The sequence below is a fragment of the Hyphobacterium sp. CCMP332 genome, from assembly GCA_014323545.1.
Lineage (GTDB): Bacteria > Bacteroidota > Bacteroidia > Cytophagales > CCMP332 > CCMP332.
In genome coordinates, this window is record CP058647.1 from 1,950,460 (window position 1) to 1,963,361 (window position 12,902).

Here is a 12,902-nt window from a genome sequence, read left to right on the forward strand (position 1 = left end):
AAAGTCTATTTAGGCTTATTAAATATATTTGCAGTTAACATTAAATACCAAAATAAAATCTAGATGGTAATCATTGCGTCAATAATAGCTTTTACAATAGTGATTGTTTTGCTGGTATTGATATTACTTTTTGCTCAATCAAAATTAGTGCAGCAAGGTGATGTCAAAATTGTAATAAACGGAGATGAATCTAACCCGGTTGTCGCATCGGCTGGTGGAACTTTGCTATCTACTTTGTCATCGCAGAAATTGTTTCTTCCTTCTGCATGTGGTGGAGGAGGTACTTGTGCCATGTGCAAGTGCGTGATAGAAGAAGGAGGGGGAGATGTACTTCCTACAGAAGAAGGGCATTTGTCCAGATCTGAGAAAGAAGAAGGTGTAAGACTTTCTTGTCAGGTCAAAGTTAAAAACGATATGAAAATCAGAATTCCGGATGAAATTTTCGGGATTAAGAAATGGGATTGTGAAGTTGTTTCAAATTATAATGTCGCTTCTTTTATAAAAGAATTTGTTGTAAAACTTCCGGCAGGTGAAAACCTGGATTTTAAATCCGGTGGCTATATACAAATTGACGTCCCTCCGATTGAAGTGGACTTTAAAACTATGGAGATTGCTCCTTTGCCCGATGATCCGGCCGGGGAGGAAAAATTTAAACCAGAATGGGATAAATTCAATCTTTGGGATCTGAAAATGAAAAACGATGAGGAAATTTTCAGAGCATATTCAATGGCCAATCACCCGGCAGAGGGAGATATTATAATGCTGAACATTAGAATTGCCACTCCGCCATGGGATAGAGCAAAAAATTCTTGGATGGATGTGAATCCCGGTATTTGTTCATCCTATGTTTTTTCAAGAAAAAAAGGTGATAAAGTAACCATTTCCGGACCTTACGGAGAGTTTTTTATTAAAGAAACAGAGCGTGAAATGGTTTACATCGGTGGAGGAGCAGGTATGGCACCACTAAGATCTCATATTTTCCACTTATTCCATACGCTCAAAACCAACAGGAAAGTGAGTTATTGGTACGGGGGGAGATCGCGCAGGGAATTATTTTATACTGAACATTTCAGAAAAATAGAAAAGGAATTTCCAAATTTTAGCTATCATATTGCATTATCTGAACCACTTGAAGAGGATAACTGGAAAGTAAAAAAAGACATCGACGACAAAGAAGGAGAAGGATATGTAGGATTCATTCACCAGGTGTTTATCGATAATTACCTAAGTAAACATCCAGATCCGGAAGAAATAGAATTTTACTTCTGCGGACCTCCAATGATGAATGCTTCTGTATTAAAAATGTGTGATGAATATGGCATTCCACCTGAAAATGTCGCATTTGACGATTTTGGAGGATAGCAAAAAATAAAAGGAGAATGAATTTCTCCTTTTTTTATTTTTATTTGTTTTATGAGCTTAAGCATATTTTTTAATCCTCTTGAAGATAAATTCTTATCCTTTTCGGGTAACAAGCACAGTTTTGGTCATAAACTGAGTAAGAACGATTCCACACCCGTCAACTGGCAGCAACATGACATTGCCATAATTGGCATAGATGAATACAGAGGGTCGCATGCCGGCCAAAAACAAAATGGCGGACCTGATATTATTCGAACCGCACTATACAATCTGTCTGGCTGGAATAGTGAGAAAAAAATAATCGATCTTGGGAATCTAAGACCTGGAGAAAATTACAAGGAAACGCAAAACCGTTTGCAAAGCGTCCTTGAGTTGCTCTTTGAGAATGAGATCATCAGTATAATTGTTGGCGGATCCCAGGATCTTGATTTACCACAATATGCAGCTGCAGAAGTGCTCAATAAAATGATCAATTTTGGAAGTATTGATTCGAGAATAGATTTCGAACCTGATGTTGAGGGCGTTCCGGCAGACCGCAGTCATTTGCATAAAATACTCACACACGAACCAAACTACCTTTACAATATTTGCAGTATAGCGTATCAATCCTATCTGGTTCAAAAAGATATGATTTCACTTATGGAGAAATTGTATTTTGAAGGAATACGACTTGGCGCAATTCACGATGACATCAAAGAGATTGAGCCCTTTTTAAGAAACCTCGATATTTTAAGTTTTGATATTTCTGCATTGCGGGGGCAGGATGCGCCGGGCCAATCAGAACCACAACCATTTGGGATGAGCCCTGAACAGGCTTGTCAGCTCGCCTGGTATTCAGGGCATGGTGCAGGTGTACAAAGTATTGGTTTTTACGGTTATCAGCCAAAGCAAGATAAGGATGCATTAACTGCAAAACTACTGGCTACCATGATATGGTATTTTGTAGAAGGGTTTAACCACAGAAAAATTGAAACTTCATTTTCAAGTAATGACTATCAAAAGTTTACGGTAGCCTTTAGCGGTTCACCATCAGAACTGGTTTTTTACAAGAGTCTTAAAACAGATAAATGGTGGATAGAAATACCTTTGCTTAAGAGTCAGAATAAATACAGACATTTTAAATATATACCCTGCAGTTATCAGGATTATCTTCAGGCAGGCAAGGGAGAAGTACCCGATAAATGGATTCTTGCCCAATCGAGAATTGCCTGATATTTCTTAAATTCCATATTGCATTATGGCAAAATGGAAAATATTTACACTAGGCCTTTTATTTTACGCATTCACAGCAAAATCTCAATACGATTTTTCTCCGGAAAATGTCGGTGGAAAAGTAGAAGCTAAAAGAATCATCAGCGAAGCATTTTGTCCAGATAAAATTAAACCCGAAAACAGACTCCCGGGCAAAATAATACTGACTTTCATAGTAAATAAAGATAAAAGCATTGATTCATTGAATTTTGCTAAAAGTTATAACGATGAAGTCGATAAAGAAATAGAAAGCGTATTTCCGGCAATCCAATGGCTGCCTGCACTTATTGAAAATGAACCGGTAAGTTCCTGGCATATGTTTGAGTTTCGCGTTAATTCTAAATTTTTCCTAAACTCCGATTTATGTGATGCCAAACCATTTGATAAAGTTTATTCATATATAGATTTAGATGAAAAACCCGAGTTTATTTGGGGTGATTTCAACAAATGGGTTTACAACAAATTGGAATATCCCGAAGTAGCTTTGAAAAAAGGAATTGAAGGCTCTGTACTGACTCGTTTTGTGATTGAAAAGAACGGAAAATTAAGCAACGTTGGTATAGCCAGAAGCGTTGGCGGAGGATGTGATGAAGAAGCTTTAAGAGTTATAAGAATAAGTCAATGGCGGCCGGGTCGAAAGGAAGGGAAACCGATAAGAACCCAGGTTTACTATCAAATCACATTTAAAACAAGAGGGTCGAGTTTTAAAACGATACATTCGGGAGATATGATTAAAGGGCAATGAGATATATTATTATCGTAATGTTTTTCTGGCCGAATATTCTTTTTTCACAGGACAAAGCAAGGAATTTTGGAGGTCAAAAAGAGAAAAAAAGAATGTTTGAACAGGAACTGTATTACGCACCCGGTTCATTAAAAAAGTATTATGGTGGAAAGGTAGAACTTGAATTTGATCTTGATGAGAACGCCCGGATCAGCAATATTCAAATACTAAAATCTGTAAGTAAGGAATTGAATGAAGAGGCCATAAGATTATTAAAATTAATGCTCTGGATTCCGGCACAGGAAAATGGGCACCCAATAAATAGCCATGAATCAATTTCCTTCAAGTTTAATCCGAAAAAGTATAAACAGATTTGTAATAAAAGGGGTTACGAACTCGAAAAACCCGATTCAGATTTTACTTTTAAAGTATATCATGAAAAGGATCTGAGTTTTAAGCCAAGCTTCCGGGGAAGAGAAAAAAATTTTCAGAATTATGTTAAGGAAAATCTGGCATATCCCGAAGCAGCCTTAAAGTATAATGCTGAGGGAATAGTTGAAATACAATTTGTAATAGAACCGAGTGGACGTTTAACCAATATTCACCTGGCAGAAAAGCTTGAAGCTAATTGCGATATCGTTGCAAAGAATTTAATTCTAAAATCAAATTGGAACCCCGGGAATATTAATGGTCTTCCTGTAAGAACCTTAATCAGCAGAAAAATATATTTTTCACCCAAGGGAAATCAGCCATTTATATCAATACCAGAAAAAGAATGAATCTTTTTTAATTTTTAAGTAACCCATCTGGCTCTACGCCGTATTAAAAACTAATAACTAACAAAGTGATTTAAAACTCACAAAGTAGTTTCTTGGTTTAGTGCGTAGTTTAAGGCTGGCTTGGTTTCTGAGTCAGCCTTCTTATTTTCGCCCTCAGTGAATCTTATTACCTTTTTTATTAATTCTAACTTTTTAAGCATTGAAAACCTCGCTGTTATCTTCAGTATAGGCTTTGTAATTTTTAATGCAAAAGGCAAGATAATTTCCTGGCCTTTAGGCATAATTGGTTCAGCACTTTATATATGGGTTTTCATCAATGCGAGAATATACGGTGATGCCCTTCTTCAATTTTTTTACGTCCTCATGGGAATTTATGGTTGGGTGCAATGGCGAAGTGCAATTAAAAACGATGATGTATTACCCATCATTAGTGCAAAACTATCTCAAATAATAAAATACCTTTTAGTAGGCCTATTATTGGTGCCAATTTTTGGATTTCTGTTGGATAATAGAACTGATTCGGATATACCATACTTAGATGCATTTACCACAGTTTTTAGTTTTATTGCCACCTTTATGATGGCAAAAAAAGTACTAGAAAACTGGCTATTTTGGATCATCATCGATCTGACATGCATTTTTATCTACACTTTTAAAGGATTGAATTCAACTGTTGTGCTATTTATTATTTACACTTTGATGGCTCTATACGGTTTTATTAATTGGAAATTGATGCTCAATAAACAAAAGCAAAATGCCTAATATCGTTTTGATAGGATCTGAGTGTTCTGGGAAGACGAGTTTGGCAGAAGCTCTTGCCGGGTATTTTGACATAGATTTTCTCCATGAATATTCCAGACAATATGCAGAAAGTAAAGAAAGTGAACTAAGCTATAAGGATGTAATGCCTATTGCAAAAGGACAGTTGAAATCTGAAAAGGATTTTATAAAAAATACAAAAAGCCGTTTATTAATTTTTGACACCTGTTTGCTATCAACCTATATATACAGTAAAATCTACTATAAAAAAGTACCGGAAAAACTTAAATATTGGCTTGATTTAAATTTATACGATCACTTTTATCTGACTTTCCCCGATCCTGAATGGAAAGAGGATGGAATTCGAAAAATGCCAATGTCAAGATTAAAAATGCATGAGTTTTTTTTAAGTGAATTAGTGCGATTTAAGGTGTCATATTCAGAGTTAAGAGGAGACCTTCAATCCAGAAAAGAAATTGTTATTGGAGATTTGAAACAATACTATTCAGCTAAGTTTTGAAATTCTATCTAATTCCTTAGATTTAATTAACACTTCATATAATGATAGACCATAAAAAAGTAGCCAAACACTGGACAAGGAATCATTTCTTACTGTATTTATATCTATGCGCCATAGAGGCAGATGATGTTTTAGAGGAAAGTGAGGTTGATGATTTATTGGATCAGTACGAGACCATGAATATTGGGGACGAAAATTATGTTAAAACCTTTAATGATGTTTTAATTGAATATAAAGCCCATGATGAAAAAGAAGTAATTGAGTTTATTCATCAATATATTCCTGAGTTTTTTGCCGATCCGGAAAATGCCAAAAAATTGATCGACACTTTGGATAAACTATCCCTCTCAGATGGCAATTTAAATCCTGAAGAAAGCGATATTATAAAATTAGTATCAAGACTAGTCGGAAGGTAGGAGCAATTCCTAAAACTTTATATTTTTGACCCGATAAAAAAGGGGTGCCTAAAATTTCAGGCTGAGATCATACCCAAATAACCTGATCCGGATAATGCCGGCGTAGGGAGTATGGTAATTATAAAGGGAATACCCCGATTCCCGGTTTTATTACTTTAAATTATAATTCATGAAATATGCATTCACAACGGCATTCATAATAATATGGAGCCTATCAATTGCACAGGATTCATTAAAAAATATTGAGCTTGAAGAGGTCTACATTATAGGTATTAGGGCTAAATCAGAGGCTCCTGTAAGCAAAACAACAATTCGCAAAGCCGAATTACAAAAAATTGATCTGGGCCAGGATGCCTCCTTGCATTTGGAAAGATTAAGTCCGTCTATAGTGACTTATTCGGACGCCGGGACGAATTTTGGCAATTATATGAGTTTCCGTCTACGCGGAATGGCGCAAGATCGTATTAATGTAACCTTGAATGGTATTCCATTAAATGATATGCTCGATCAGGGTGTTTATTTTTCAAACTTTGCCGACTTCAGCAACAGTATAGAATCCGTACAAATTCAAAGAGGTGTTGGAACTTCAAGCAACGGAACTTCTTCCTATGCAGGTTCTATAAATTATGAAAGTATTAGTCTTTATTCTGAAAAACCAAAAGCTGAACTGCGATTAAGTGGAGGCAGTTTTGGCTCAATGGGATTAGCGGCTGAAGCTTATTCAGGAAAGAACGAAAAAGGATTTTCGGCATACGCAAGAGCTTCAAGAATGAAGTCTGAAGGTTACAAGGATTATTCTGGAAGTGACGCCCATTCATTTTTCTTTTCCGGCGGATATATAGGTGAAAAGCACGTAATTAAGATTACAGGTTTTATGGGTAAAACTCAAAATCATCAGAGCTACGAATATGTTTTAAAAGATGTAATAAATAAGCGACCAAGAACGAATAACAATAACCCCAATGATATCGATGACTTTGAGCAGGATATGGCCCAGCTTCAGCATACCTTTTTTTTTAGTAAGCGCTTATCATTGTCATCAATACTATATTATACAGGAGCAAGAGGATATTTTCCATATGCTTTCCCTCAATCTGTTTCAATTCCTGTCGATACCCTTTCTATTGCATACGATACAACTATATTAACACAATATAATTATGGGATTGTCAATAATCAGTACGGGGCTACCAGCAACCTTCATTACCATACCAATGATCTTGATGTTGATGCAGGTATTCACTTATATACTTTCAACCGGCGGAATACTGAGGATGTTTCTCCGAATGCCAAGTTTCCATATTTATCTCAAAACAGTTTTAAAGACGAAGCTTCCGTTTTCATAAAAGCAAGCAAAAGATTCGATCCCTTAAATATGATTCTATTTGCTGAATCCCAAATGAGATATGTAAAAATGAGTTTTGAACCGGGTCAGGATGGGATAAATTCAACTTCAAAATCGTACTTTTTTTTAAATCCAAGAATTGGGATCACTTACAATTTAAGAACCGATATGAATTTGTATGCTTCTTTTGGTCGAACCGGACGGGAACCGACGAGAATCGACTTTTTTAGCAATGACTTTAGTATCAAGGAAGAATTTGTAAATGATATTGAGCTTGGGTACAGACTGACTAAAGATAAGCTGAAATTAAATCTCAATGCATTTTATATGGATTTTGAGAATGAGATTACCGAATTGGGGGGAGTGATTCAAAACACTTACTTTGAAATACGGCAAAATGTAGCCAGCAGTCAGCGCTATGGACTTGAGTTGGAAACCGAATATAGAATTATTAAAAATCTGGATTTTAGATTGATGGCAAGCTATTTAAGGACAAATATAGATAATGTCACTTTGGAAGGGAATAGTGAAAATAACGTTGAGCAGGTATTATCACCAGATTTTATTGTTACCCCAGAACTAAGCTATACTTTTAAAGAAAAATTCAGTATTAATGTCAATGCAAGGTATTTGTCAGAAGCCTTTACTGATATTTTTAACCAGCCTGAATATCAGATTCCTTCCAGCTTAATTTTTAATTCGGGGATTGACTATAAGGTGTCAGAAAATGTCAGCGCTTCACTTTTTTTCAATAACATCACAGACGAATTGTATTTTACGGATGGCGCGCCAATTGATACCGACTTCGATGGCGTACTGGATGGACCTGGATTCAGGGTTCAGGCACCAAGGAATATCATGGGTAGACTTACAATTCTATTTTAAGCCAAGAAAGCCGAAATATGACTATTAAATATTCAAACCTTAAATCGTTTGCAAAATGGATTCATTAAGTTTATTTTCCAATTTCAATTCGGGGAATGGATAAAGATCAAATTCAAAAACTTACTTCTGAGACCAAAGCGGTAAAAAAGGTCCTACATATATTTTTAGCCGTATTGATTATAATAATTCTCTATGTTTTAAAGCAGTTTTTTATTCCTATTGCCCTGGCCTTGTTTTTTGCCATGTTACTGATTCCTCTTCTTTCGAAAATGGTAGAGTGGAAATTACCCGTTGGAATTAGTGTGGCAACGATTTCAATTTTATTCCTGGGACTGATATTTCTATTCGGATTATTTATATCTAAAATGGCCAGCAAACTGGTTAGCGAATCCGGCGAATTAAAAGTGCAGATTTCTGAAAAGATCGGTGAAGTACAAAAGTTTCTTGAAAGCTTTGGGGGAGGTTATTTTGAAAAACAAAAAATATCAGAAAGTTTGAGCAATATCATCAACCCTGATTTTCTTTTTGAGTACACAGGTGATCTGGCCGGATTTGTAGGTGGATTTACGGCAGATTTCTTTTTGATGTTTATCTATCTGGTAGGATTTCTTAGCGCGATTCAGAATTATAAACATTTTCTTATTTATCTGTTTGGTAACAAGGATGAAGCAAGAAACAGCCAGATTCTGATGATTTTTGAGCAATTAAAATCATCACTGTCCAGATACATGCTAGTTAAAATTCTCATCAGCCTCGGAACAGGCACGGGTTATGCCCTTACATGTTATATTTTTGGAGTCAAACATGCCATAATCTGGGGCTTTCTGGCATTTTGTTTAAATTTTATCCCCACCATAGGCTCTATCATAGCAACCATCCCACCCTTATTATTGGGGATAATTCAATTGGATTCTTTTGTAACATTGTTTTTGCTTCTGGCGGTGTTGCTGTCTGTACAATTATTTTTTGGTAACATTCTGGAGCCTAAAATTCAGGGCAGCAGCTTTAATATTAATTTCGTATCTATAATACTAGGGCTTGTACTTTTTGGAGGATTATGGGGAATTATTGGAATGTTATTATCTGTCCCACTTTTAGTGCTTTTAAAAATTGTATTGTCGGAAATACCCGAAGCGCAATTTATTGTTCGTTTAATGGCCACCAATCGGGAAGTAAGAGAATGGGCCAAGGAGAATCAATTTAAGCAAATAAACGAGGAACTATAAGAATCCGTCCCTGATATCGCGATCCCTTAATGCCTTTACAGCTTTACCATAGCTTTCAGTTAGCTCACGAAATTTTTCCACATCGCCGCCTCTGTCCGGATGATGCTGAAGGCTTAATTTTCTAAACCAGTATTTTACATCTTCCATTGTAGCATCCCAGTCCAGGCCGAATACACTTAGATATCCCGGGATTTTTCTGAATTTTTCAAACTCGTACTTTTTCTCGGCTGTACAGAAAATTTGACCCATAGCCCTAACCTCGCCTGTGTCATCCAATTCTCTTTTGCTCACAGCAAAAGTTGGTGCATTATCATCGGTTGTGAAACCATCTTTATAGGGTTCACTATAAATGATCAATTGCTTGGGTAGTACTTTCTTGATTTGAAATTTGGCCTTTCCGTATTTTGCATATAGATATTCAACACGGGCAGTTTCCCTGAACTCTGAATTTCCTGATTGTTTCTCTATTTCCTGCTCCAAATACTCCTGAAGTGCAAAATCTCCATTAATACAAAGTGCTCTTCTATCTTTTAAGACTTTAAGCACATCTTTTTCTGCTTGCTGATAAGAACTTGATGTGCCTGTGTGCTGAGGTCTGTCGCTATCAAGTGCGATTACCCAGAAAACCTTGTCTTTGTCAATCCTTGCTGCAGATACAACGTTGTTGAATTCCAGGCCTTTTCCATCCGGATTGACAAGTTTCTCCATTAGCTTTTTACCACTTTTGGTTTCCTTAAAACTTGTTTCAAAAATTGTTCCTTTTGGATTGAGTTCCAATTTTGTGCGCTTTTTGGTGTTTTTGTGAAACTTTAAACTTCGAAATTAGCTTTTAAAGTCATCAGTAAAAAATTAATTTTACATTCATGCTCCAAAATATACTCGTATTAACAGCATTTTTAATGGCTCTGTTTTATATGCTGCGACTTGTTTATAAAAACTTTTTCTCGGAAGAAGTGCATTGCCCAGGCTGCAGCGGATGTTCATCGATTGATTTTGCCAGCATTGAAAGGGAAATGGAAAAAAAGATAGGAAATTAATCTTCCAGAAAACTTCCTAGGATCGAACTGGACTCCTTACCTCTATTTTGACCATATGGAGCTAAAGCCTGGACTAATTTTCTAATAGGCATTGATTGCAACCAAACTTTGCCCGTACCTTGTAAAGTAGCAAGAAACAAACCTTCACCTCCGAATACCATGGATTTTAGTCCGCCCGCCCTGGCCACATTAAAATCCAGTTGTGATTCATAAGCTACAATACAACCCGTATCGACTCTTAAAAGGTTATTGTTCAATTCCTTTTCTACAATGGTTCCGCCAGCATGAATAAAGGCTTTACCGTCTCCTTGCAACTTTTGCATGATAAATCCTTCTCCACCAACCAAACCTGATCCAATTCTTTTATTAAATGTAATGGAAATTTTAGTCCCCAATGCTGCGCATAAAAAGCCATCTTTTTGAACGATTAATTCGCTATTCGTTCTCTCAGACAAGTCTATTGGAATGACTGTTCCAGGATAAGGAGCTGCAAATGCAACTCTTTGTTTGCCCTGACCGCGATTGGTAAAATGTGTCATAAAGACCGATTCACCTGTTAAGAGGCGACTTCCTGCTGAAAGTATTTTTCCCATAAAACCCTGATCGGGATTGGATCCATCTCCCATTTTTGTTTCAAAAGTAATACCCTCATCCATGTACATCATTGCACCGGCCTCAGCAATAACTGTTTCATTTGGGTCGAGTTCAACTTCAACTAACTGAATGTCATCCCCAATAATTTTAAAATCTATTTCATGTGAATTCATTGATCTTCTTTTTTGTCTTCACCCTTATCAATGTCGTCGCGATCCCGCAGTTTTTTATCATCGACATTTTTATTCAAAAATTTATTGATTTTTTCAATGTCCATATTGCTCTGTATTTCTCCGAAACTATTGATACTAATTTCGAAACCGTCTAAATCCTTATGGACACGAGGTTTAGTCTTTTGCTTTTTCTTCTTATTGGCCATGTCCCTTTTTTGTTTAAAGTTACAAAAAAGGAAATTCAATGATTGGCTTAGCCAATTTTCTCAATTGCGAGATTTAAACGGGCAATAAGTTCTTTTTTCCCTAATATTTCCAGTAAAATCATCAAATCAGGTCCCATACCTTCACCTGTCACAGCCAATCTCAGAGCTGGCATTACTTTACCCATTTTAATACCCAATTCCGCCGTTGTATTGTAATACAACTGTTTTATTTTATCAGCTTTAAAATCATTTAGATTTTCAAGGTTTTCTACAAATTGCTTTATTGCTCTTTTGGCATCCATGTCCCATTTTTTCTCAACAACTTTCGGATCGTAATTTACAGGACGTTCGAAACAAGTGCGACTTTCATCAAATAGGTCAGAGGGGAATACCAATCTTTCCTTTACAAGCTCAATAATATCATTGAGTTTTTCTTCATTGTATTCAAGGCCTTCTTTTTTAAGATCTTCAATAAGGAATTGCGATAATTCCGAATTTGATTTTTCGCGCAAATAGTGCTGATTGAACCACTTGGCCTTTTCAATGTCAAATTTCGTTCCCGCTTTTCCAATTCTGGAAATACTGAATTTTTCAATAAGATCATCCATACTGAAAAATTCTTCATTATTTCCCGGACTCCAACCAAGCATTGCGAGAAAGTTATTCATCGTTTCAGGAAGAAATCCCCTTTCTCTAAAGCCTGTACTTTTTTCTCCCGTTTCCGGGTCGGTCCAATTCAAAGGAAATACTGGAAAACCCAGCTTGTCTCCATCTCTTTTACTCAATTTTCCATTTCCATCAGGTTTTAGGATTAGTGGCAAATGAGCGAATTCAGGCATTTCACTTTCCCAACCGAGATACTTGTATAAAAGGACATGCAAAGGTGCAGAAGGCAGCCATTCTTCACCTCTTATCACATGAGTGATCTTCATAAAGTGGTCATCTACTACATTGGCCAAATGGTAGGTGGGCATTCCATCGGACTTTAAAATAACCTTGTCGTCGATGGTTTCTGACTCTACCATTACCCATCCACGAACAAGATCATTCAGTCTTACCTCCTCTTTTCTGGGAACTTTTATACGCACAACATAGGGCTCACCTGAGTTTAAACGCTTTTTTACTTCGTCTTCGGGCAGTGTGAGAGAGTTTTTCATGCTTTCTCGTGTCACAGAATTGTACTGCGGATTAGGAACCCTTGCCGCTTTAAGCCTTTCACGCATGACATCCAGCTCTTGAGGTGTGTCAAAAGCATAATATGCATTTCCGTTTTCGATTAGTCGATCGGCATATTGCTTGTACATATTTTTTCTTTCAGATTGTCTGTAGGGCTCATATTTTCCAGGATTAAGTGGGCTCTCATCCGGAGAAATGCCCAGCCACTCCAAAGATTCCATTATGTATGCTTCAGCACCCGGAACAAAACGCGTTTGATCAGTGTCTTCAATTCTTAGTACAAAAGTCCCACCTTGATTTTTTGCAAAAAGAAAATTAAATAATGCTGTTCTTACTCCTCCTATATGCAACGGCCCGGTAGGACTCGGCGCAAATCTTACTCTTACCGACATAGTCAAAAATTTTGTGCAAAAGTATAAAAGAAGGGGCGTTTATCTTAGAAAATGCAA

At 36.6% G+C, this 12,902-nt stretch carries 13 protein-coding genes and 1 riboswitch; of the genes, 9 read left to right on the forward strand and 4 right to left on the reverse strand.

Annotated elements, in window-relative coordinates:
• Nucleotides 1-63 precede the first annotated feature (63 nt).
• The 9 genes from HZR84_08545 (at nucleotide 64) to HZR84_08585 (ending at nucleotide 9,267) form a co-directional block, all read left to right on the forward strand.
• Nucleotides 64-1,362: an NADH:ubiquinone reductase (Na(+)-transporting) subunit F gene (locus tag HZR84_08545; GenBank protein QNL21984.1), complete on the forward strand. Its 1,299-nt coding sequence runs from the start codon at nucleotides 64-66 to the stop codon at nucleotides 1,360-1,362.
• 51 nt (nucleotides 1,363-1,413) lie between these two features.
• Nucleotides 1,414-2,574 carry a formimidoylglutamase gene (locus tag HZR84_08550; protein ID QNL21985.1) on the forward strand — a complete coding sequence of 387 codons (1,161 nt, stop codon included), beginning with the start codon at nucleotides 1,414-1,416 and terminating at the stop codon, nucleotides 2,572-2,574.
• Between the two features lie 25 nt (nucleotides 2,575-2,599).
• On the forward strand, nucleotides 2,600-3,358 hold the full coding sequence (locus tag HZR84_08555; protein QNL21986.1) for an energy transducer TonB: 759 nt from the start codon (nucleotides 2,600-2,602) through the stop codon (nucleotides 3,356-3,358).
• Nucleotides 3,355-4,116, forward strand: coding sequence for an energy transducer TonB (locus tag HZR84_08560; protein ID QNL21987.1), 762 nt, complete (start codon nucleotides 3,355-3,357; stop codon nucleotides 4,114-4,116). Before HZR84_08555 ends, HZR84_08560 begins: the two co-directional genes overlap by 4 nt.
• A gap of 156 nt (nucleotides 4,117-4,272) precedes the next feature.
• Complete coding sequence (locus HZR84_08565; GenBank protein QNL21988.1) at nucleotides 4,273-4,878, forward strand: nicotinamide mononucleotide transporter; 606 nt, start codon at nucleotides 4,273-4,275, stop codon at nucleotides 4,876-4,878.
• On the forward strand, nucleotides 4,871-5,395 hold the full coding sequence (locus HZR84_08570; protein QNL21989.1) for an ATP-binding protein: 525 nt from the start codon (nucleotides 4,871-4,873) through the stop codon (nucleotides 5,393-5,395). Before HZR84_08565 ends, HZR84_08570 begins: the two co-directional genes overlap by 8 nt.
• Before the next feature lie 41 nt (nucleotides 5,396-5,436).
• Entirely contained in the window at nucleotides 5,437-5,811 is a 375-nt protein-coding gene (locus HZR84_08575) for a hypothetical protein (GenBank protein ID QNL21990.1), read from the forward strand.
• Nucleotides 5,812-5,841: 30 nt separating this feature from the next.
• Nucleotides 5,842-5,937: riboswitch (TPP riboswitch) on the forward strand.
• Nucleotides 5,938-5,980: 43 nt separating this feature from the next.
• Nucleotides 5,981-8,041 (forward strand): TonB-dependent receptor, encoded by a 2,061-nt coding sequence (locus HZR84_08580; protein QNL21991.1) that lies wholly within the window; start codon nucleotides 5,981-5,983, stop codon nucleotides 8,039-8,041.
• Between the two features lie 95 nt (nucleotides 8,042-8,136).
• Nucleotides 8,137-9,267 carry an AI-2E family transporter gene (locus HZR84_08585; GenBank protein ID QNL21992.1) on the forward strand — a complete coding sequence of 377 codons (1,131 nt, stop codon included), beginning with the start codon at nucleotides 8,137-8,139 and terminating at the stop codon, nucleotides 9,265-9,267.
• Here HZR84_08585 and HZR84_08590 read toward each other — a convergent pair.
• The 4 genes from HZR84_08590 to HZR84_08605 form a co-directional block, all read right to left on the reverse strand.
• The gene (locus HZR84_08590) at nucleotides 9,262-10,044 is read right to left on the reverse strand and encodes a hypothetical protein (protein QNL21993.1); all 783 of its coding nucleotides are present in this window, start codon (nucleotides 10,042-10,044) and stop codon (nucleotides 9,262-9,264) included. The genes HZR84_08585 and HZR84_08590 overlap by 6 nt on opposite strands.
• Before the next feature lie 256 nt (nucleotides 10,045-10,300).
• The gene (locus HZR84_08595; protein QNL21994.1) at nucleotides 10,301-11,071 is read right to left on the reverse strand and encodes a TIGR00266 family protein; all 771 of its coding nucleotides are present in this window, start codon (nucleotides 11,069-11,071) and stop codon (nucleotides 10,301-10,303) included.
• Complete coding sequence (locus HZR84_08600) at nucleotides 11,068-11,277, reverse strand: hypothetical protein (protein QNL21995.1); 210 nt, start codon at nucleotides 11,275-11,277, stop codon at nucleotides 11,068-11,070. Before HZR84_08600 ends, HZR84_08595 begins: the two co-directional genes overlap by 4 nt.
• A gap of 47 nt (nucleotides 11,278-11,324) precedes the next feature.
• Nucleotides 11,325-12,851 carry a glutamate--tRNA ligase gene (locus HZR84_08605; protein QNL21996.1) on the reverse strand — a complete coding sequence of 509 codons (1,527 nt, stop codon included), beginning with the start codon at nucleotides 12,849-12,851 and terminating at the stop codon, nucleotides 11,325-11,327.
• Nucleotides 12,852-12,902: the final 51 nt, after the last annotated feature.

Excerpts from the sequence above, each read along its gene's own strand:
- HZR84_08545 (QNL21984.1), top strand. The coding sequence starts at position 64 with ATGGTAATCATTGCGTCAATAATAGCTTTTACAATAGTGATTGTTTTG.
- HZR84_08550 (QNL21985.1), top strand. The coding sequence starts at position 1,414 with ATGAGCTTAAGCATATTTTTTAATCCTCTTGAAGATAAATTCTTATCC.
- HZR84_08555 (QNL21986.1), top strand. The coding sequence starts at position 2,600 with ATGGCAAAATGGAAAATATTTACACTAGGCCTTTTATTTTACGCATTC.
- HZR84_08560 (QNL21987.1), top strand. The coding sequence starts at position 3,355 with ATGAGATATATTATTATCGTAATGTTTTTCTGGCCGAATATTCTTTTT.
- HZR84_08570 (QNL21989.1), top strand. The coding sequence starts at position 4,871 with ATGCCTAATATCGTTTTGATAGGATCTGAGTGTTCTGGGAAGACGAGT.
- HZR84_08575 (QNL21990.1), top strand. The coding sequence starts at position 5,437 with ATGATAGACCATAAAAAAGTAGCCAAACACTGGACAAGGAATCATTTC.
- HZR84_08580 (QNL21991.1), top strand. The coding sequence starts at position 5,981 with ATGAAATATGCATTCACAACGGCATTCATAATAATATGGAGCCTATCA.
- HZR84_08585 (QNL21992.1), top strand. The coding sequence starts at position 8,137 with ATGGATAAAGATCAAATTCAAAAACTTACTTCTGAGACCAAAGCGGTA.
- HZR84_08595 (QNL21994.1), bottom strand. The coding sequence starts at position 11,071 with ATGAATTCACATGAAATAGATTTTAAAATTATTGGGGATGACATTCAG.
- HZR84_08600 (QNL21995.1), bottom strand. The coding sequence starts at position 11,277 with ATGGCCAATAAGAAGAAAAAGCAAAAGACTAAACCTCGTGTCCATAAG.